General features: G+C 50.0%; 13 protein-coding genes, 1 tRNA gene and 1 other RNA gene. 3 read left to right on the plus strand and 12 right to left on the minus strand.

Features of this window, described 5'->3' with window-relative positions; genetic code table 11:
- Positions 1 to 74 precede the first annotated feature (74 nt).
- The 7 genes from AB1656_14135 to AB1656_14165 form a co-directional block, all read right to left on the minus strand.
- Positions 75 to 1,523 carry a hypothetical protein gene (locus AB1656_14135; GenBank protein MEW6236522.1) on the minus strand — a complete coding sequence of 483 codons (1,449 nt, stop codon included), beginning with the start codon at positions 1,521 to 1,523 and terminating at the stop codon, positions 75 to 77.
- Positions 1,524 to 1,614: 91 nt separating this feature from the next.
- A complete protein-coding gene (locus tag AB1656_14140) occupies positions 1,615 to 3,069 on the minus strand; it encodes an NADH:flavin oxidoreductase (protein MEW6236523.1) in 1,455 nt (484 codons plus the stop codon).
- A gap of 4 nt (positions 3,070 to 3,073) precedes the next feature.
- Positions 3,074 to 3,673: an NUDIX domain-containing protein gene (locus tag AB1656_14145; protein ID MEW6236524.1), complete on the minus strand. Its 600-nt coding sequence runs from the start codon at positions 3,671 to 3,673 to the stop codon at positions 3,074 to 3,076.
- The gene (locus tag AB1656_14150; GenBank protein ID MEW6236525.1) at positions 3,673 to 5,181 is read right to left on the minus strand and encodes a menaquinone biosynthesis decarboxylase; all 1,509 of its coding nucleotides are present in this window, start codon (positions 5,179 to 5,181) and stop codon (positions 3,673 to 3,675) included. Before AB1656_14150 ends, AB1656_14145 begins: the two co-directional genes overlap by 1 nt.
- A gap of 39 nt (positions 5,182 to 5,220) precedes the next feature.
- Positions 5,221 to 6,468, minus strand: coding sequence for a hypothetical protein (locus AB1656_14155; GenBank protein ID MEW6236526.1), 1,248 nt, complete (start codon positions 6,466 to 6,468; stop codon positions 5,221 to 5,223).
- A 234-nt stretch (positions 6,469 to 6,702) separates the two neighbouring features.
- Complete coding sequence (locus tag AB1656_14160) at positions 6,703 to 7,947, minus strand: hypothetical protein (GenBank protein ID MEW6236527.1); 1,245 nt, start codon at positions 7,945 to 7,947, stop codon at positions 6,703 to 6,705.
- Between the two features lie 36 nt (positions 7,948 to 7,983).
- The gene (locus tag AB1656_14165; GenBank protein ID MEW6236528.1) at positions 7,984 to 8,496 is read right to left on the minus strand and encodes a phage tail protein; all 513 of its coding nucleotides are present in this window, start codon (positions 8,494 to 8,496) and stop codon (positions 7,984 to 7,986) included.
- Between the two features lie 373 nt (positions 8,497 to 8,869).
- Between AB1656_14165 and ssrS the strand changes: the two genes are divergently transcribed.
- The 3 genes from ssrS to AB1656_14180 all read left to right on the plus strand — a co-directional run bounded on the left by ssrS (position 8,870) and on the right by AB1656_14180 (position 10,747).
- A non-coding RNA gene (ssrS, locus tag AB1656_14170) (6S RNA) lies at positions 8,870 to 9,048 on the plus strand.
- Positions 9,049 to 9,144: 96 nt separating this feature from the next.
- Positions 9,145 to 10,425 carry a hypothetical protein gene (locus AB1656_14175; protein MEW6236529.1) on the plus strand — a complete coding sequence of 427 codons (1,281 nt, stop codon included), beginning with the start codon at positions 9,145 to 9,147 and terminating at the stop codon, positions 10,423 to 10,425.
- 249 nt (positions 10,426 to 10,674) lie between these two features.
- Positions 10,675 to 10,747: transfer RNA gene (locus AB1656_14180), tRNA-Asn, on the plus strand.
- A gap of 115 nt (positions 10,748 to 10,862) precedes the next feature.
- Here the strand turns inward: AB1656_14180 and AB1656_14185 are convergent.
- From AB1656_14185 to AB1656_14205, 5 genes are all read right to left on the minus strand, one after another.
- Positions 10,863 to 13,343: a transporter substrate-binding domain-containing protein gene (locus tag AB1656_14185; protein ID MEW6236530.1), complete on the minus strand. Its 2,481-nt coding sequence runs from the start codon at positions 13,341 to 13,343 to the stop codon at positions 10,863 to 10,865.
- A 263-nt stretch (positions 13,344 to 13,606) separates the two neighbouring features.
- Positions 13,607 to 15,022 (minus strand): cysteine--tRNA ligase, encoded by a 1,416-nt coding sequence (gene cysS / locus AB1656_14190; protein ID MEW6236531.1) that lies wholly within the window; start codon positions 15,020 to 15,022, stop codon positions 13,607 to 13,609.
- Positions 15,023 to 15,460: 438 nt separating this feature from the next.
- The gene (locus tag AB1656_14195; protein ID MEW6236532.1) at positions 15,461 to 16,744 is read right to left on the minus strand and encodes a Gfo/Idh/MocA family oxidoreductase; all 1,284 of its coding nucleotides are present in this window, start codon (positions 16,742 to 16,744) and stop codon (positions 15,461 to 15,463) included.
- A gap of 170 nt (positions 16,745 to 16,914) precedes the next feature.
- On the minus strand, positions 16,915 to 19,173 hold the full coding sequence (locus AB1656_14200; protein ID MEW6236533.1) for an alpha/beta hydrolase: 2,259 nt from the start codon (positions 19,171 to 19,173) through the stop codon (positions 16,915 to 16,917).
- Between the two features lie 34 nt (positions 19,174 to 19,207).
- Positions 19,208 to 20,650: a sulfatase gene (locus AB1656_14205; GenBank protein ID MEW6236534.1), complete on the minus strand. Its 1,443-nt coding sequence runs from the start codon at positions 20,648 to 20,650 to the stop codon at positions 19,208 to 19,210.
- Positions 20,651 to 20,713: the final 63 nt, after the last annotated feature.

Raw genomic sequence — 20,713 nt, forward strand, 5'->3', positions numbered from 1 at the left:
GCCAAGGGAGCCATAACCAAAGCAGGAATACGCTTCGTCCCAAAGAAGGCTTTGCTTGAAGAGACGGGCAGGAATCAGGATGGGTGTTCATTGGATTCTACGTTCACGCTTCGCCATAACCGCCAACCCCAAAACAACGTCAGACCCATTATAATCAGAAAGGCGGCGAGCCACGGCGTCCCATTCAATTTAATCATGCGAATCCACCACAAATCCAGCTCCTCGAACGTGATGTAAATGGGATGAACTATAGGTTTGAAAAAGTATTCCCAAAAAGGCGGGCGGTTAAAAAACGATTGGCAAAAACCTTGGTGAGCGTAAACTCCCGGCCAATTCATCACAATACCCCATAATAAAGCGGCGGCGGCGAATAGGCTCCAACCGCGCCGTCCCTCGCCCAACAGCCAAATCCCCGGCAGCAAGGCGAAGGGCAACAGAAAATACATATGTCTTGGACCCCAGCATGTTCCTCCATGCCACATGCTCGATTTTCCGTAGAGAAGAAAATAGACGCAGAGAATGAAAACGCAGAGAAGCCAGGCGTCCATCTTCTTTTTGCGCCGCGAGGCGAAAAAGGAGAAGGGAAGCAGCAAGCAAAGCGGCGCATAAGCGATCAATCCCCGGCGCAGGCCAAAAACCAATTCCGGCAGGCTGAGAATGAGGGGATAATGGAAAGAGAGGTCTTCGTAATTTTCGATGAAAAAAGAACCGAAGCGAATGTAATTATGCCATCCCCATATCGCCATTCCAGCAATGGCGCCTGCGGTGAACGATCCAAACCGCTGCCAGCGCCCCACCCGTTGCCGCATAGAATAAAGACCTATCGCTGTAAGAGCGATCGTTAAATCCTCGCGCAGGTTGATGCCTAAAGCGCAAAAGAAAACTAAGGCGATCCATGCTCGGCGAGAAGGCGATTTCCGCAAAATCTCTGTTATCCAGAAAACGAAAATCAAAACCGCTCCCGACGCCGTCAGGCGGAATAAGGTCTTGGCATATGGCCAGAAAGGCGTGGCGAAGATCAATCCAATGGAGAGAAAAACGGAAACGCACTTGTCGGCTCCCATTTGCAAACAAAGACGAAACATCCCCCAGCCCGCGAGAGTAGCAATGAATATATTCGCCCATAATAAGGCGAAAAAATGAGTGTTGCCCATAAAAACATTCGCGCCGGGAAAGCAATGGTTCAGTAAATCACCGAGGTAGTAGAAAGGCAGCAACAACAAGGGAAAGCCGATGCCGTAACGGCTGTAATACTGGCCGTCCGGCCCTGGCAGCGATTGAAACATATTCATTACGGAAAACTCGCCTCTTTCGGCCATCGATTTCACCGTTTGAATAACCAGATTTTCATCGACAAAGGAGCCGTGTCCGGCGAAGCTCAGGCAAAGTCCTCCAAAGAGAAAAAGGCATAAGTAGATATCGGTTGGATAGCGCAGAAAAGCAGTGACGAGTGACGAGTGACGAGTGAAAAGCCGCCTTAACGAGTCTTTCAGCGATGATAAGGAGAATAGTAGAAGAGCCATCCTGGCTCTTTTTTGTTTATTCAAGAGGCTGGAAGCCTCTTCCACGCTTTGTTTTATTAGGAGCATAAGACGGAATTTTTCTATGAATGAATTATTTTTTCTTGATCGCTTTTACTCTCGCCGCTTCCGGCATGGTTTTATAATACTCGTCCAGCGGGTAGCAGCCGGAAATCATACCGTGCCGGGGCGCAGTGGTGCAATCGGAAAACGTGCGGCAGAGGCGCTTGCTGTCCACAGCGCCGCGAGTGAGGCAATCGGCGGGCAGATTGGGATAGATCAACGCCATGCGGCCTATGCCAACCATATCCGTCCATCCCTCGCGTACGGCGGCTTGGGCGGCGTGGGGCAAAAATTCCTGCAAGTAGGTATATCCCGTTCCAATAATTTTCATACGAGGAAACTTTGCCTTGATTATGCGCGCAACCTGGATCAATCGCGCCGCGCCGGTCAGCGGATCCTCCGGCGGTTCATAGCCGTCCGATGGCGGAAACAACGCCGGGCGCTGGATGTGAGGATTATAGTAAGGGCTGCCGCCGGTAATATTCGCCAATTCGATCCCTAACTCTTCCATTTCCGATAAAAATTGGAAAGTTTCCGACAGATCGTATTGTAGAGGATTCAAGACGTCGACGCCGAAACCGTAACGGTAGGGAAGAAGGTGTTCGTAGGGTTCGGGAACGCCAACGCCGTCCTGCGCTGGCCGGAATGGGATAAGATCGAAGGCGCTCAGACGCACGGCCAAATGCAAACCTGGAACTTCGGCGCGAATTCTTTGCGCCAAGTTTCGCAGAAAGCGAGTGCGGTTGGCGAAGGCGCCGCCGTATTGCCCTTCGCGGGTATGGGCGCTGAGAAACTCGTGGCCCAGATAGCCATGACAATGCTTCAAATCGACGAAATCGAAGCCGGCATCGTAAGCCATCTTCGCCGCATCGGCGTAACGTTCGATCAGTTCTTCGATTTCGCCATCCGTCATGATCGCGGAATCGTCATGCGGCGCGACGCCGACTCTTTTATCTAAAATAGGGTGATGGAATAGAATGCGCGGTTCCGGGCGATCTGAGGAATTGGGTTTGCTGAAGCGTCCCGAATGCGTCAACTGCAAACCGATCAGCAGATCGTCCGCCGTTCCATATAACTGTTTATGCTGCTGCTTTAGAACATTGAGCAGCGCGGCGAATCCGTTCTTATTGGCGGGAACGGCGAGAAGCTGATAGGGATTGGAGCGGCCTTGATGGCAGACGGCGGAAGCCTCGCCGCCAAAAATCACTTTCGCTCCCGACTCGCCGAAACGCCGCCAGCGGCGCAAGGTATGCTCGGAGGGCATTCCGTTTGATTCGCCGTCCCATCCTTCCATCGGATGAATGCACCAGCGGTTACCGATGAGTCTACCAAATATTTCTATCGGCTGAGCTAAGGGCGAACCTTCGGCGGCGGTCAGGATTTTTTCGTCGAGCGGCAGCTCGATACTCAATTCCTGCAAATGGGTACGAAACGCTTCGGCGGTTTTGTAGCGCGATACTCTAGGATAATGAGGCGCGGCGGCCATGTACTCATCTCTCCCGCAGCAAATAATCGCTGATGATGAACTGCGACCAGGTTTCATATTCCGCCCCATCCTGCAAGCGCCCAATCTCCACCCATTCCCCCCGGCTGAGAGCGCTTTCCCTAATTTTTACTTGCTTATTGGGCAGCAGGGCTTCGTAAACCACGCCCAGATGAACCTGCCCCACTTCGGAATCGTCGTCGTTGATGAAGCCGACATGACGCAGCGATGGCGCGGTTCCAACCTCCATTTCTTCATGCAATTCGCGCATGGCCGCTTCTTCCAAAACCTCATGAGATTCGGTGAAAAGGTTTTCGTCGCGGGGATTGATATGCCCGCCAACGCCGATGGAATAGAGATGATGCAATCGGCTTTCGCCCGCCCGCTTGGTGCGGCGGTAGCGAAATACGCTTTCCTCATGGCGCAGAAGAATATAAGGGATGATTTGCTTATAAGAAGGATCGGTCTCCATTTCCGGGCGCGGCAGGAAGAGCGCCGCTTCCATCCACGCCTCCGGACTCGCCGCCGAGGCGGGACGAAAACCCCGGAACGCGAGAAACTCGCCCAGATAGGAACGCGGGACTACGAGGATTCTTTCCGCCGCCATCAATCCGCCGCCTCGTCCGCTGGAGTGATGCGGAAAGTTCTTCGCTTCGATTCGTTGAGGGAAATCGGCAGCCCCAGTTCCTCCCAAATCGAGTCGATTTTCTGTTTCACCTCTTTCGTCATTACGATATCGGGCGGCCAAGCGCGGGAGAATCCCTCTTCCGGTAGTTTGCGGGTGGCGTCGATTACCATTTTCGAACCGAAGCAAGGGGCTTCCGAGGAATTGTCCAGCGCGTCCACCGGCCCTTGAACGAATTGCGAATCCCTTTGCGGCGCAACGTTGTTGCCGACGCGCCAGAGAACCTCGGCGTAATCGTGTACATTGACGTGAGCATCGACGACGATCACCGTTTTCGTCAACGATAATAAGCCTGTTCCCCATATCGCATGGGCGGTTTTAAAAGCATGGCCGGGATAGGCTTTATTGATGGAGACTATGGCCAGGCTATGGAAGCCCGATTCGATGGGCAGGTTCATATCCACGATTTCGGGAAAAGTCATCTGGATGAGCGGCAGGAAAATGCGCTCGGTGGCTTTGCCGATGAAGGCGTCCTCCATCGGCGGCATCCCCACAACAGTTGTGGGGTAAATGGGATCTTTGGCCATTGTGATGCAGGTAACGTGAAAGACGGGATAAGGTTCGGCGAGGGAATAGTAGCCCGTATGGTCGCCAAATGGCCCTTCCATGCGCTTTTCCAGCGGATCGATATAGCCTTCGATGACGATTTCCGCATCGGCGGGAACCTCCACGTCCACGGTCTCGCAGCGAACCAAATCCACCGGCGCCTGGCGCAGGAAGCCGGTAAAGAACAGTTCGTCCACATTGGGCGGCAAGGGAGCGGAAGCGGCGTAGAGCAGCGCCGGATCGCCGCCTAGAGCGATGGCGGCTTCCATGCGCTGGTTCTTTTTGAAATGCTTGCGGAAATGGGACGCGCCAACTTTGTGAATTTGCCAGTGCATCCCCGTCGTTTTGCCGTCGAAGACTTGTACGCGGTAGAGGCCGACGTTGCGGATGCCTGTCTCCGGATCGCGCGTATACACTTGCGGCAGCGTGATATACGGTCCGCCGTCTTTGGGCCAGCAGGTGAGAATGGGCAGCCTCTCCAGCGAGGCGTCTTCCTTGAAAACAAGTTCCTTGCAGCGTCCGTCATTTACCCGCCGGGGAGCGCAATCCGCCAGTTCCTTCAGCTGAAACAGAGCGGCGACCTTTTCCGCGAACCGCTGCGGCGGCTTGAAGAGCGTCAAGGCGCGGATGCGTTCGGCGATTTCGTCCAAGCGCTTCACGCCTAACGCCATCGCCATGCGCTTTTCCGAACCGTAGGCGTTGATGAGAACTGGAATGTCATAGCCGTCGGGATTGGTAAACAACAGCGCCGGTCCGCCCGCCTTGCAAACGCGGTCGGTGATTTCTGTGATTTCCAGCCGAGGCGATACGGGATAATCGATCTCTACCAACTCGCCTTCCCGATGCAAGCGCAGAACAAAATCTTTAAGATTGCTATAGGCCATCGCCTAACCTTTCTGATACTTTTTCGCTAAAATTTAAATTTACAAGTTATAGGCTTTTTTTAAAGCATCTTCAATAGAATCTTCATTGATTTTTTTATCTTTATCATACGCAGTTCTTGGATCAATATGATGAATTGATTCCCGAAAACTACATTTTATTCCTTTAAATCTTCCCGAAACCATTTCGCCAATAAGAGACCTAAATCTTTCGTGAACTTCTGGGTTAGGATCATAAACATAAAATCTTTTTATTCTTGTTTTGCCAATAGAACCCAAGGCGTACAAATATTTAAAAAAAGTATCTGTCTCAGGCAATGAATAACCAATAACAAAAATATTTTCGGCTTTTGATATAACGCTAGCGGCTTTTTTCCATACATTAGATATTTGTTTGTGAAAAGAAATCTTCTCTAATGTTGGTGGGATCAAAAAGGGAACTAATGGAGATGACTGTTCATGGTTACAAGTAATATTTTTAGTACGTTTCAAAAAATCATCTATTTTTAGATATTCCCCTTCAAAGAATTCGTTCGAAATTGTTTTTATATTTTTGCCCTCAGATTTATAATTATGTGTAATAATCTCTTGTGGATCGACTATATTGATAAAGTTAGATACCTTGTCTTTGTAACATTCACGACAAGGTATCCAGTTCATTGAACCATGAAGTTTCAGTAATGATATTTTATTTCCCTCTATAGAATTTGTTAAATGATATTCATATTTTACATTAAAATTGCTAAGATAATCCTTTTTGAGTTCGCATGCTAATGCAAAATCCAAAGAAAGATCATAATTAAATGTAATAAATGAAATATCATCATACCATGATTCAGAATTATATTTTTTTGCCGCATGAATTATCGTTCCAATAAATCCTATATATGGGTCAGGAGGAAAATATGCTTTCCCACGATTATCACCTGGATTAATTTTAGATTTAAATATAATCGTGCCAGAAAGAGTTTTTATAATTAGAGCAATCAATGAATCATGCAGTTCATTCGTATCTATATCCCATTCACAACATTCATTTAACACGCTTTTCATTTCAAGTAAACCGAAAACCGTTTCAATATTATGTATATTAATATTTGATTTGGCATAAATTATTTTTAATTGATTTAGAGCATTAAACACATTCTCAAAGAAACGTTTGGACTCTTCAAATTGTGGATTGGATAAGTTCTTAGCATAGACGCCTTCCGCCTTGTCAAAAAAATCATTCATTAAAGGCCCCCCGGCTTCTCTGGAAGCGCCAGCTCCTAAAATGAATACTGATTTCATTATTCACTCCTAAAAATAGTATATTTCCAAAAAAACGATGGGTCGAAAAACGCGACCCATCCTACCTTCCTGATTCAATTCGAAAAAAACTTATAATGGCAGGATGAGCCGCATTATTACTCCATCCATATTCCTCGTTCACCCCTATTTATTTCAGCATTCCCCGAAATGCTTTCTTGTCAAAGGCGATTATCATTCATCATTCATCATTCATCATTCATCATTCATTCGTATTCAGTTCATCATAAAATCCTGCACCGTCGAACTTTCATAGGGGCCGGCGATCAATATGAGCGAATAGGAAGAATCATCCTTGACGGTTACGATCATTCCCAACTTGCTGAACGATATCCCGCGAATCTCAGCAGCGCCGCGCGCGGAAACCAACTCGGCGAAGGCCGCGCCGGTTTTATTGCTATTGGAAAAATCGTTGGCGCTGAAGAATAAAATCCTGCGCGCTGGCAGTTCCTCGCTATCCGACGCGGCGAGAAAAGTTCCGCCTCCCGCCAAGCTCGCCTGGCCGGTGTTCATCGCGGCGGGAATCGCGCTTCCTTGCGGCAGTTTCGCCAAGAGTTGTTCGCTGAATCCCGCTATCTTCAGGTCGAAATAGCTGCTGCCCGGCTTGGGCGTCTTCGTCGGCGTAGGCGTGGCTGTTGGCGTTTGGGTAGGAGTAGAAGTCGCCAATGGCTGGACGACGCGCTTTTCCGCTTTCGCATACCAGCTGATCTGTCCCTGGCCGTCCAACCGGAAATAACTTTGGATATCGCCATCCGCCGTTATCGTGCGGTATCCTTGTGCCGTCAAAGCCATATCGACGTATTTCGCCGATTGCGGCAATTCGGACGGCAAAGGATCCACCTGCCCGAAATAATGAATGATCCCATTATTGTAAAGGACGTAATATCCATCGGAGACGATTTCCAAATCCACCGCTTTGGCGCCGCCTTCTTGCGCGAAGCCTCGATTGACGGCCGTCCCGAAAAACGCGATGGTTCCATCCTGATAAAGAACGTAGTACCCAAGTTCATCGGGAGCGAGTTCGAGATCGGCGGCGTTATTTAGCAGTAGTTCCCCATACGAAATCGCATCGCCGATGGCTTCGATATGGCCATCTTCCCGCAGCAGAAAATACCCCGCCCGCTCCGGCGGCAATTCCATATCGACGAATTTTTTCTTCGTCGAACTGGGGGAACCGTAAAGGATAGCGTCTCCGAAGGGATAGACTGTCCCGTCCTCCTCAAGGATGTAATAACCCTTTTCCGTTTTCGTCAATTCGAAATCCACCGCCTTGATGGAGCCGGGATAGCCTAAACTAATGACTTTACCGACCGTCTGCATTACTCCATCGCTGTACAGAATATAGATCGCCGATTCGCCATTGACGATTTCCATATCCACGGCGGTGGGCGCAGCTGCACCCGCCGTCCCAGCCATAATCGCCAGGCAAGCGCATTGGAAGATACGATAATAGTTTTTCATAGTTGAGCCTCTTTCCCCTTGGATTCCTATCGGTTATTAGATGCTCGTGATCGTGAAATAATCGTAAACGAGTTCCAGCCGTTCCATGTAGCGGGTCGTGCTGTCGATGGCGAATGGCGGCAGAGAATATTTAACGGGAAAAGCGTTTTTGAATATAACGCGAAGGATCTTTTGATTTTTCGAATTGGTTAAATCCAACCAAATATCTCTTTTCGTAACCGTTCCATCAATGACGCCGTTGCGCCAATCGCGGATTTTTTTATCGAATACGCCGTGCAAAACCAAACGGGCGTACGATGTGTCGCCGGCATCCCATCCCGTTTTGCCGTACACCGCCGAAGTCGTATTCTCGATTCCTTCCAACATGAAAATTTGGCCGATTTCGGAAATGCCCTTAATATCGATCGTGATATTCGTCAGTACGGGATAATCTTTGGGATCGTTGGGATTGAATTCCTGCGGCGCGACATTCGATTCCATAGCCCACGCACCCATCATAGCGGCAACCAACAACGCGCCAAACGCAAACAACCATTTTTTTCTAGACATTTCCCGTCTCCTTTCAAATGAAAACTTCTTTTTAGTTCTCGACTTAAAGCACTTTCTATAGATTTTAGTCTTGAATTTCCAAGATTGTCCATCCTATTTCGTAAAACGAAGTAAAAGGCGAAAATAAATCGAAATCGCCTATGCTCCCATCGCTCGGCAAAGTCCCTATAATAAAGAATATTACATAAAGAGGAAGCCAATAAGAATTCATGAAGCAGCGATCGGGAACGAGAGCGTTTCAGGCGGCAACTTTTTCGACTCCATTGACGCGCCATGAATTTTTATCGAATCGGCGTCTGCTCGCGCAAAATGATTTGAATAGAACTATATAACGTGATAAAATAAAAGAAGAATTCGCGGCGACAGAGATAAACAGGCTCTGCTGTGTTCGTGACGTTCGAGAATGTCTTCGAGGCTATAGAAACAATTTGGGATCCCTGTCGAAACCATACGTCAGGCCCCTGGCGGGAAGACGGAGCGGTTGTCTTTGGGAGCCCACCTGTTTATGACAGGTCTCAAGAAACCTCAACGCACGGCATAAGCGGACCGGTTACGAAAAGCGGCCCTTCTTATAAAGGAGGCGCCGCTTTTCTTATTCTGCGCTTTGCATTAGGATGAATCCATACCAACGCCCAGATGCTCAAATTCATGGTTCAAAATATCGCCATCGTTACTACGGAAAATCTGCCCTGTTTCAGCCGTCCCTGCGCCGGGGGCGGTGTCCGCGTCTGGGGTCTCGGCGAAGCTCTGCGCCGTAAAGGTTTTACTTGCCTTTATTTTTTGCCTGAATCTCTGCGCCATCCCGATATGGCGCAAAGTCAGGTTCCCATCCGCTTCTTCAAGCCGGAATTTTTGCATCAAGAAATACAAAACCAGCGCTGCGACGCGGCGCTGTTCGAGCAGTGGCAGCCATTGACCTTTTTGAAGCAGCCGCTGGATATCCCCGTCATCGTCGATCTGCCCGGTCCCTTAATTCTGGAATATTACTGGAGAGACCGCGAAAATTTTTATAACCACATCGTCGAGAAAGTCGATACTCTATCCCAAGCCGATTATTTTTTATGCGCTCTGGAACGGCAACGGAGTTATTATTCCGCCTGGTTGACCTGGGCGGGACTATCGCCGAACGCAGACCGCCTCGCCGTCGTCCCTTTTCTCCTCCACGAAATGCCGACATCGCGCCAAGGCCATGTCGAAGACGAGCCGCAACTCTTCTGGGGCGGCATGTTCTGGCCCTGGCAAGAAAGAACCACCCCCTTTCGCATTATCCTCGACGTTCTGACGCGCCTGCGCTGCGGGCAACTCGTCATCTCAGGAGGAACCGGGGGCGGCGAGAAAGATTCCGTATACGCCGAATACGCCGATCATCCTCACGTTTCCTGGCTGGGCCGGTTATGTTTCAGCGAATACGCCGCCGAACTAAAGCGCGCCGCCGTCGCCATCGACCTCTCGCGCCCTACGGAAGAACGGCGCTTGTCTTCCGATCTGCGTACGGGAACGGCGCTATGGGCGGGCGCTCCCTGTTTGACAACCCCCCAATCGCCTTGGGCCGAATGGATTCATAAACACAACGCCGGTTGGGTATTGGATTACGAGGACGAGAAAGGATTGAGAGAATTAATTACAGAAATCGTTCTGGAACGAGTGGATATCGCCGCCAAGCGCCGAGGAGCGAAAGAAGCGTCTTTACTCATCTCCAATGACGATCAAATAAAACCACTGCTGAATTGGCTGCAACGGCCTGAAAAACGCAGCGCTTCCCCACCTTTCTTCGAAGCCCGCTTCCAAGACCGCGAAAATCGCCTAAAAGAAAGCCAAGAAGAAATCAACCGACTGCAACACGATAACGCCGCCTTGCGCCATGATTTGGATTCCATCCGTTCCAATCCGTTATTCAGGCTCTACAAAAAAATAACTGGAACGAGGTAATAAAAGAGAAGGATTTTCGCGCTGTCTCTTCAAGAATATTGGAGCGCCGAATATCCATAACCCAAAATTATCACGTTAATTTTATTCGATTTATGACGACAATCCCCATCGAATAAAATTCGCTTGAAAAATATTTCAAGAACTTTTCTCATAATGCGGGAATCGGCCATTCCGAGTCTTGACTGAAAGATGGGAAAACCTATAATTTTCCACCTGTATAACATAGTCAATTTGAAACCGAAATTTTGTTCCTCTGTAGCTCAATCGGTAGAGCAATCGGCTGTTAACCGATGGGTTGTAGGTTCGAGTCCTACCGGAGGAGCTTTTCTTTTACGACTTTTCTTCTCTATATCCCCATAAACACAGACAAACAATAAACTCATCACCGCTTTGTGGAATCCATAGTTGAATTGCGTGAATCGTTTGCTCAATCGTTCCTATATAGCGTTTTTCAGTTGAAATAAACGCCGCATGACTTCGCTCAATTCTTCCAGTTTATACGGTTTGGAGACGACTCCGGAAAAACCAAACCGATCGTATTCCGCCATTATGGAATCGTTTGAGTATCCGCTGGAAACGACGGCCCTCACGCCAGGATCGATTTCCCGCAGTTTCTCAATGGTTTCCTTCCCTCCCATCCCGCCCGGAATCGTCAAATCCAAAATCACAGCGCCAAAGGGACGACCGGAATCATATGCCTTCTTATACCTTTCCACCGCTTCTTTTCCATCATCGGCGGCATCCGTCTCAAAGCCGAGATGCTCCAACATTTGCCTTACGACATCTTGAATGGATGCATCGTCGTCCATAACGAGAATTTTCCCTTCTCCGCGATAGAGCGATCCTTCGACCGTCTCTTTGGCGATAATCGCTTGCGGAGAAGCGGGAAGATAAACTACGACTTCGGTTCCATCGCCTGGTTTCGAATCGACGGTAATGGCGCCGTCATGTTTACGGATAATCGAGTAAGCTGTGGCTAAACCCAAACCACTCCCTTTTTGTTTCGTAGTGAAATAGGGATCGAAGATTTTAAAGAGATACTCTTGTGGAATACCGATGCCATTGTCTTTTACGGATATTCTCACATAATCCCCTTCCTGCATCAGCGAAGACAAAGATTTGCCTTGGGAGTGGAAAGAATAATTCTCCAACCGAATGCGAATCGCGCCGCCATTCGGCATGGCTTGATCCGCATTGATGACAATATTTTGAATGACTTGACTAATCTGGCCTTCATCCACTTCCACCGTCCATAAATCATCGGCGACGGAGAATTCGCAACGCGAATTCGAACCGCTCAAAACGAAAGTGGCGGAATCCTCTACCAGTTCCTTGATCGATGATGTTTTTCGTATAGGCGCGCCGCCTTTGGCGAAAGTCAGAAGCTGCCGGGTTAAATTTTGGGAGCGAAGGCATGCTTTTTCCGCGTCGCTTAACGGTTTATAGATTCTATCAGAGGAATCGATATCTAATTTAGCAATGGATAGGTTTCCGAGAATTGCGGTAAGCAAATTATTGAAGTCATGCGCAATTCCCCCCGCCAGGAGGCCTATGGATTCCAATTTTCGCGCTTTGAATAGTTCCGCCTCCATTTTTCTCTCTTCCGTAACGTCGCGAAAGACAAGCACGACGCCAATCGTTTCTCCCGCCATATTTTTGATCGGAGAGCCGCTGTCGGCGATGACTCGCTCGGTTCCATCTTTGGCGATAAGAATTGTATGATTCTCCAATCCCGCATTGCTCCCCTTATCCAATACGCTATCGATGGGATTGACGCCGCGCCTCCTCGTTTTTTCGTGAATAATGCGAAAAACAACGTCGATATCCTTTCCCTTCGCTTCTTCTTCACGCCATCCCGTAAATTGTTCAGCCATTTTGTTGAGCAAAACAATTCTCTTTATTGTGTCGACGGCGATTACTCCATCGCCGATGCTCCGTAAAGTGACGGCGAGCCGTTCCTTTTCATCAAACAAGGCTTCTTCCGTCCGCTTCCGTTCCTTCAATTCCAATTCCAATTCTTTCGTGCGCTGCCGCACTTGGATTTTCAAGGACCAAGACCAGAGAAAAACGAAGATGAGAAGAAGGAGGAGGGGAATCAACGCCATAGCGGCGTATTCGACGGCTTTCCAGAGAGAAATCCCCGCCGGTTCCAGTATCGAAAACCACTTACTGTAAATAGTTTTGTATACGCCGGTCGATTTGAGGATATTCAATCCCTCGTTCAATTTCTCCAATAAGGCCGTATCGCCCTCTTTCACGGCAAAGCAATACTCCCTCGAACAAAGAGGAGGACCTACGGTTACAATATTTTTAATTCGATATTGCTTGGCTAGATGCAATCCCTGAAATTTCGCTACTAAGGCGCAATCGTATTTCCCGGACGCCAGCTGTTTAAGCGCATCGCCAGGCGATTCCAAAGCGGTAAGACGATCGGCGAATCCCATTTCCAACGCATAATCATGCATGATATCGCCGCGTTGTACGACGATCTCTTTTCCATTCAACTCTTGTTCCGTTCGGATGGGAGGCGAATCTTTTCGAATAAAAATCGCGTGGGTTACAATCGTATGCGGGATGGAAAAATCAACCGTTTTGTCTCTTTGTGGGGAATAAAACATTCCCGCCAGAATATCAATCTCCCCTTTTTCCAACGCTTCCCGGACGCTGTTCCAAGAACCAAGATGAATTTCCACATCCAAGTTCATAACCTCGGCGACTTCTCGAATTAAATCGATATTGAAACCCGTTGGCTCCCCCTTATCGTCAAGAAATTCATAAGGAGGAAAATTAAAATCGCCTTGAACCTGAAGCCGGGGAGACGGCGAAGCCGACGGAATTTCAACGCCAATTGAGAGATCGCCAAAACAAAACGCATACAATGCCGTCATCAGGGAAAAATGAGTTATTCGATTAGTCATCGTTCATTGCTCGCTTCAAAGAAACCTTAACGATGAAAACCATACGAAAGGCATGAAGAATCGGAAAATCCATTTTCGAAGCCCCATAAATCAACCGGCGCCATATAACCAATTATAACATGGCGATTGGTTCAAAAGCAAAAAATATGGGATGGGCTTCATGTAATTGAACCGAAGGAAATAAACTCTCACGTCATTTCCGAACACGTTTGGCGAAACGGTATCCATCAAACTGGAAAAAAGTACATAAGTGTGATCCAGCGTTACCGTCGTTTCCAGCGCACCCCTTCACGGGTGTCTTCGAGAATGATCCCCATGCCAGTCAGTCGGTCACGGATGGCGTCGGCGGCGGCGAAATCTTTTCGCTTTCGCGCCTCCTGCCTTTCCTGGATCATCCGATCGATATCTTCGTTGAGAACGGCCTCATCTTCTCTCGCTACGCCGAAGACGGAGTCAATGCGGTTCATCGCTTCCAACACCTTCTGCGCTTGTTCTTTGGCGATGGGAGCGTCGTCGAAGATTTTGTTGGCTTCACGGATGAAATCGAATACCGCCGCCGCCGCTCTCGGCGAATCCAAATCGTCGTCCATGCGTTCCTCGAATCGGTTCATGCAGGTTTGGAGTTCCGCCTCCAACGGTTGCGAGAAAACGCCATTCTCTCCACCTTCTATCGTCTCTTTCATCCGGTTACGGAAATCCATAATGCGCGACCAGGCGGAATGCGCGCCTTTCAATGCTTCTTCGGAAAGGTTGATAGGGCTGCGGTAATGGCTGGCGACGATGAAATAACGAATCGCCATTGGATGATGCCCCTGCACGAGCAGGTCGCGCAACGTGAAAAAATTCCCCTTCGATTTGGACATTTTTTCGCCGTTCACTAACAGATGGCGGCAATGCAGCCAATAACGAACGAAAGGCTTGCCCGTCATGGCCTCGCTTTGGGCGATTTCGTTTTCATGATGGGGAAAGATATTGTCTTCGCCGCCGCAGTGAATATCCAACTGCTCGCCGAGATAGTGCATGGACATGGCGGAACATTCGATGTGCCATCCCGGACGCCCCTCGCCGAATTCCGTCGTCCAAAAATGCTCCCCTTCTTTCCGGGCTTTCCATAAGACAAAGTCGCGCGCGTCCTCCTTCTCGTATTCGTCGGAATCGACGCGAGCGCCCGACATCACCCCATCGGGCTTAACGCCGGACAGGCGTCCGTATTTTTCGAATTGGGAAATTTTGAAATAGATAGAACCGTTTCTCTCGTAGGTATATCCCTTATCCCGCAGAACGCGAATGATCTCCGTCATTTGGGGAATAAAATCGGTAGCGTGGGGATAATGTTCGGCTCGTTCGACATTCAGAACGTCAAGGTCTTCAAAAAATGCTTGAATGAAAGGCTTTACGTATTCAAATATCGAAACGTTCTTAGCCCCGGATTCGCGGATGATTTTGTCCTCCACATCCGTAATATTCATTATATGATTAACCTGAAATCCCCGGTATTTCAGATACCGCCGCAAGAGGTCTTCGAAAAGATAAGCGCGGTAGTTGCCGATATGAGCGTAATTGTAAACCGTCGGCCCGCAGGTATACATGCGAACCTTGCCCGGTTCGAGAGGCTGAAACGGCTCCTTGCGATTGGATTCGGTATTATGAAAATGAATGGCGGATACAGGTTGGGACATGATGCCTCTCGGATATATGGAATATGGATAATGAAAATAATGCTTCCAATTCAGATTGTTATGTATTATTTCCCTCTCCCGCTGGGAGAGGGGCCAGGGTGAGGGAATAATAAGTTTAATTATATCAACCCTCACCTAACCTCTCCCCATCTTGGGAGAGGAATTTTATTATTATAGGCGCCTGGGAGCGATGCGCAAAGCATCGCGGAAAAAACGAGGGGCGGATTGAATTCCGCCCCGCATTTTTCCAATAGTATTTGAGGCTCATGCAAAATTCCATTATTCCTCCCCCAAGCCTGGGGGAGGTTAGGAGGGGGTTGTTTTAAGTCTAATAAAATCAACCCCCCTCTAACTCCCCCCAGCTTGGGGGGAGAATTTAAAAACGGACTTTATCAATATTGCATGAGCCTCATTGTATAAACCATTATCATACGGCGATCATCCAGGATTCCATCCTTCTTTACCCGTATATTCCTTGCCGCCGGGAATGGCGACGGGCGTGGGTTCGTTGGGGCCGAGTTCCAACGGTTGGATTATCAAATTCTCGTTGGAATTGATGGCTTCTTCCCACGTCATTTCCTTGTTCTGATACTCGGCCATGCGTCCCATAATCGCCGTCATCGTGCTCTCCGCTACGTTGCGGGCTTCGTTGATCGGCTTGCCGGAGCGGATGCTGGCGATCAGATCAGTATGTTCTTGGATATACGCATTCTGATGATGCCCTTCATACTTCCATTCGCTCAATCCTTTGATCCAGTTGGCGCAATTGGAGACGCCTTTCGTTCCCTGCACCGATTCCTTTACCCAGCTTTGGCCTTCAGGACGCGGCGTCTGGCCGCAAAGGCTCGTCATATGAACGCCGTTGGGGTATTCGAAGTCGATGGCGTGATGATCCCAAATATTTCCCCGCTTCTGCCAGGCGCAGCCGCCGCAGCCGTAGGCTTTTATAGGATGCGTTCCCATAATCCAGTTGATAACGTCAAGGTTGTGCACGTGCTGTTCGACGATATGATCGCCTGACAGCCATAAGAAGTGATACCAGTTGCGAATCTGGAATTCCACATCCGACCAGCTCGGTTGGCGTTCCCTGAAACCAATGGGACCTCCGCACCAATACGCCTGGGCGGCCATGATTTCGCCGATGGCGCCATCATGCAAGCGCTTAATAGTTTCGATGTAATCGCCCTGATGGCGGCGCTGAGTTCCGGCGGCGATGGAAAGCCCCAGTTCTTTGGCTTTTTCGCCGGCGGCGATGATGCGGCGGATGCCTTGAGCATCGACGGAGGCGGGTTTTTCCATGAAGACATGCTTCTTGGCGTTGATAGCCGCTTCCAGCATTTCCGCCCGGAACACGGGAGGAACGTCGATAATGACGTAAGTAACGTCGGTTTCCATTACTTTTTTATAAGCGTCCCAGCCGGTAAAACAGCGGTCGTCCGGAACTTTGCTGTCCATCTCCTCCAAAATCTCTTTGGCTTTGGCCAGATTATCGGGGAAGAGATCCGCTACGGCGGCGATTTTTACTTCGTCCGCCGATCCCAGGCATTCCTTGATGGCGCTTTTCCCGCGTCCCCCGCAGCCGATAAGGCCGACGGTAATAGGCTCCACCGCTCGCGCATCTTTCGAGGGCAGCACATTGAAGGAGGCGACGGCGGCCGCAGCGGTTGCGCCTCTCTTCATAAATCTTCTTCGCGAAATATTTTTCTCTTCAATCATCGTCATTTCACTTTTTCCCTTCCTGATATTCGTTTAAGGGCGACTCCCCATAAAATCCGAAATTATGCTTTCCGCTATTCTCAAACGACGCTATCGAATCGGCAAGTTGTCTGAGCGGCATTTCTCAAGAAATATCACAACAATGAGTCTCCTTATCCGATAATGAATTACTTTCCTTATTCCATGCCAATCATCTGTTTAAACTTCACAATAACCGCATCTTGAATTTCCGGCGATAGATGGTTGTAGTCGTCCAGTTCCATTAGCTGCAAATTATCGGGAACGCCGAACAGGGTATAAACCTGCTTCGCCTCCTCGACGCATGCCCTTACGTCTGCGATGGGATGCTGGCCGTCGATCCGAGGCGCCGCCGCCAGAACCGGCCGGGGAGCGATCGACGCCAGCGCTTCATGATAATCGTAGGGAACGCGGGTCTCTTGTCCAATGAACGCTTCCATTTTAGGCAACAGCGGCAGCCATTGCGACCAGCGCGCCAAACCGCCGGTTCCCTTCTCCACCGTATCCAAGCGCATTGGCGTAAACCCAGCGATGGATACCGCGCCTGCAATCCGCTCGTCCAAGGCGGCGGCGTGAAGCCCTACCGCTGCGCCGAGACCATAACTAAAAACATATATCCTTCTCTTGTCCACCCAATCCAATCCATTGAAAGCATCTAAAGACGACAAAGCGTCGCGCACCATTTTTCCAAACAAGGACCATTCGGGATAACGGTCGTAAAAATGGGAAACCTCCATCAGACGTTCGCCGTTGCCGATATGATCGAAGGCAAAAACGGCGAAACCCGCTTGCGCCAGTTTGAGATGAATGTTCTCGCCCCGGCGGTAGCCTGCCACATAGCCATTGGAGTTAGAGAGAGGATGCAACCAGACTATAGCGGGAATGGTTTTGGCATTCGTTTTCGCATCCGCCGGGTAATAGAGGTCACCTGCAATATAATCGCCGAAATTCAAACTAACTTTTTCGATCCCTTCCGGCAGACTATGACGCCCCAGTTTTTGCGCGACATAGGCATATTCCGATCCATATTCCCCTGCTGGCTGATTGGCGTAAGGAGCCGCTTCGCCCATAAAGGAAAGGATGCGGGCCATAATCCCCTTTTTCTTTTCGCCCCATTCTTCTTTAGCGGCGATGGCCTTCCCGTCGAGGGTTTGCAACAGTGGCAGATTGGCGGGCTGGGTTGCCGGGAAAATGGCGCTGGCGCTGACTTTGCCCACTGGGTAGATGGGCGCGTCCGCTACATCCAATTGGCCGCGGCCGAAGCGGGCGTCGAGCCAATCCAGATAGCGCTCGATGTTCTCCGCCGTGGTTTCATGCGTCCCTGGCCGGTAGTACAGCGCCAAGGCTTTTTCCGCGCCGAGCAGGGAATAAACTCGCCTTACGGAATAAAAATTCCGCTCGATGGCCCAAACGCTCTCCACGTCATCATTCAACGCCGTCGCGATCAGGCAGGGACGAGGCGCGATGCAGGCCAATAGTTGATGTTGATCGATGGGCAATTTCTCTTCCCTGCCCGCAAAAAATCGCAGCCGGGGATGCAGCCAATCGGGAAAACTGCGCGTAATGAATTCGATGCCCTCGCCGAATTGGGCTTCGGAAAAGAAGCGATAGGAGCAAGCGCCTCCCGCGCCGGAACTGCTGGAAATAACCGCCGTGATGCGCTCGTCCAAAGCGGCGCCGATGAGGGATAGTTTGCCGTTGCGCGAGTGGCCGGTTAGGGCAATTTTTCCTTTATCCACGGTTGGCATGGTGTACAAGTAATCGATGCAGCGGCTCGCCGCCCACGCCCGCCGCGTCAACTTGGTCCAATCGCATTCCGGCCATAGCGGGATAAACGCGCCGGTGTCGTCGTTCGAATCCGCCCCGGCGTAGACGCAGCCGATGTAGCCCCGGCTGGCGGCGATTTGCGCCCAACGGCGATGATTGTCTTGGGTGATGAAAACAGGAAATGGCCCGTTGCCGGCGGGAATGAAAAGCTCCACATGCAGTTTGGCCTTGAATTCGGAGCCGAATTCTAAAACTAAATCCAGAATGGACGCCTTATTTTCATGGCGCAGTTTCTGTTCGGCGGCGCGCACTTCGCCGGGGGGCGGGGGAACGGTTCCGATGACGTAATGATAAAAAAGGTTCAGCGTCTCTTCCCGCCGTTGCCGCCATTGTTCCGGCGTCTTTACCTCTTCCCCATTTTCGAACCGCAGAGGATCGGGAAGATCGGGGCGGGTGGGCAACGCGTCGAAATCAGGCGGCAGCTCGCCGCTCGCTTGCAGCCACTTTTCCCACGCTTCGCTCTTGGGAAACATCTTCAACATTTGATCGAGCGTCTCTTTGCGCTTCGCGTCCACCGCTTCCTCCCCCGCCAACGCAATGACCGGAAGGCAGAGAATAACCATCGTCCTCCAAAACAATAATCTTTTCATGATCGGCTCCCCTCGTCTTAATTGCAATTAAAATTTATAAAGGATCCCCCCAATGATAGGATGGGTCCAATTTCCAATTTTGCAGCTGCTTCTCCCACGCTTGAACGCGATCCCGCATCGCTCCGATCAGCGGTTGATATTCGGATACGGCGATGAGATTATTCTCTTCCAAGGGATCGTCTTGAATATCGTAAAATTCTTCCACCGCCGGATCGGGATCGATATAACGAACGTATTTCCAGCGATCCGTGCGAATGCCCACCGTGCGCGGAATTTTTCCTTGATAACCGAAGAAATGCTCGTAAAACCATTCCTGCCGCCAATCCATTTTCTCGTTGCGCAAAAGAGGCAATAGGCTTCGCCCTTGCAGAAAAGAGGGAATTTCCACGCCCGCCAGATCGAGCAGCGTGGGCGCAGCATCGATATTCAGCGTCATGGCAGATATTTTCCGCCCGCGCTGCTCGGCGTCCTGACGCGGATCGAAAATAATCAACGGCGTGCGAATCGATTCCTCGTGCATCAGCCACTTGCCCGCCAGGCCGTGCTCGCCGAGGTAGAATCCGTTATCCGAGGTAAAGACGATGACGGTATTATCGCTCAATCCCGCTTCCTGCAAAGCTGCCCTCAATTTTCCTAAAACGCGATCGACGCCGGTCACGAGGCGGTAGTATCCTTTGACGGAGGTTTGGCGCATCTCCGGGGTGGCGAAGCGTTTGTCCCAGCGGATGCGCCCTTCCGATTTTTGGACGAATTCGGATTGTTCTTGGAAAAATTTATCATCAGCGGTTTTTGGAAGGGGAATTTGATCTTTTTGATAGAGTTCTTCCAAATCCGGCTCGTATAGAAACTGGCGGTGATCTTCGTCCTGCACATGCGGCGCTTTGAAACTGACCGACAGACAAAACAGCTTATCGTTAGAGCAGCCCTTTATAAAATCCAGCGCTTTATCTCCTAAAATTTTGGTTAAATGAACTTGTTTCCCGTCGATTTCGTGGAAATATTTCCCCTGTCCCTCGAAGCCTTCGAAATAATCGAATTCCTCGGCGGGGAGTTTTCCTCCCAATCCCCATTTGCCGATGAATCCCGTTCGATAGCCCGCTTTGCGCAATAGCGCCGGATAGGTATAGGCGAAACGCTCCGGCGGCAAGGGCAAAGAGAAGTCGTCAATGCCGTGGCAGCGGGTATATAGGCCGGTAAACAGGCTCGCCCGGCTGGACATGCAGATGGACGTGGTGCAGAAATTATGGGTAAAGAGCGTCCCCTCGGCGGCCAATTGGTCCAGGTTTGGCGTTTGAATGATGGAATTCCCCATGCAGCCCAGCGCATCCCAGCGCTGGTCGTCCGTCAGCAAGAAAACGATATTAGGCCGGGAAGGCGCGTCAGCCGCCGCTTTTCCCCATACGGCTATGCACGGCAACGCCGCGCCCGCTGTTTTTATGAACCGCCGCCGCGAGAAAATTGAAGAGGATTTGTCCATCTTCTATCTCCCCTTTCCTGGTAAGGAAAAAAATCTATTGGAGATACTCATTCATTACTATCA

The organism is Candidatus Omnitrophota bacterium (assembly GCA_040755155.1).
Classification (GTDB): Bacteria; Hinthialibacterota; Hinthialibacteria; order Hinthialibacterales; family Hinthialibacteraceae; genus JBFMBP01.

Coding starts and splice junctions, on each gene's coding strand:
- AB1656_14135 (MEW6236522.1), bottom strand. CDS start 1,523: ATGGCTCTTCTACTATTCTCCTTATCATCGCTGAAAGACTCGTTAAGG.
- AB1656_14140 (MEW6236523.1), bottom strand. CDS start 3,069: ATGGCCGCCGCGCCTCATTATCCTAGAGTATCGCGCTACAAAACCGCC.
- AB1656_14145 (MEW6236524.1), bottom strand. CDS start 3,673: ATGGCGGCGGAAAGAATCCTCGTAGTCCCGCGTTCCTATCTGGGCGAG.
- AB1656_14150 (MEW6236525.1), bottom strand. CDS start 5,181: ATGGCCTATAGCAATCTTAAAGATTTTGTTCTGCGCTTGCATCGGGAA.
- AB1656_14155 (MEW6236526.1), bottom strand. CDS start 6,468: ATGAAATCAGTATTCATTTTAGGAGCTGGCGCTTCCAGAGAAGCCGGG.
- AB1656_14160 (MEW6236527.1), bottom strand. CDS start 7,947: ATGAAAAACTATTATCGTATCTTCCAATGCGCTTGCCTGGCGATTATG.
- AB1656_14165 (MEW6236528.1), bottom strand. CDS start 8,496: ATGTCTAGAAAAAAATGGTTGTTTGCGTTTGGCGCGTTGTTGGTTGCC.
- AB1656_14175 (MEW6236529.1), top strand. CDS start 9,145: ATGGTTCAAAATATCGCCATCGTTACTACGGAAAATCTGCCCTGTTTC.
- AB1656_14185 (MEW6236530.1), bottom strand. CDS start 13,343: ATGACTAATCGAATAACTCATTTTTCCCTGATGACGGCATTGTATGCG.
- cysS (MEW6236531.1), bottom strand. CDS start 15,022: ATGTCCCAACCTGTATCCGCCATTCATTTTCATAATACCGAATCCAAT.
- AB1656_14195 (MEW6236532.1), bottom strand. CDS start 16,744: ATGACGATGATTGAAGAGAAAAATATTTCGCGAAGAAGATTTATGAAG.
- AB1656_14200 (MEW6236533.1), bottom strand. CDS start 19,173: ATGAAAAGATTATTGTTTTGGAGGACGATGGTTATTCTCTGCCTTCCG.
- AB1656_14205 (MEW6236534.1), bottom strand. CDS start 20,650: ATGGACAAATCCTCTTCAATTTTCTCGCGGCGGCGGTTCATAAAAACA.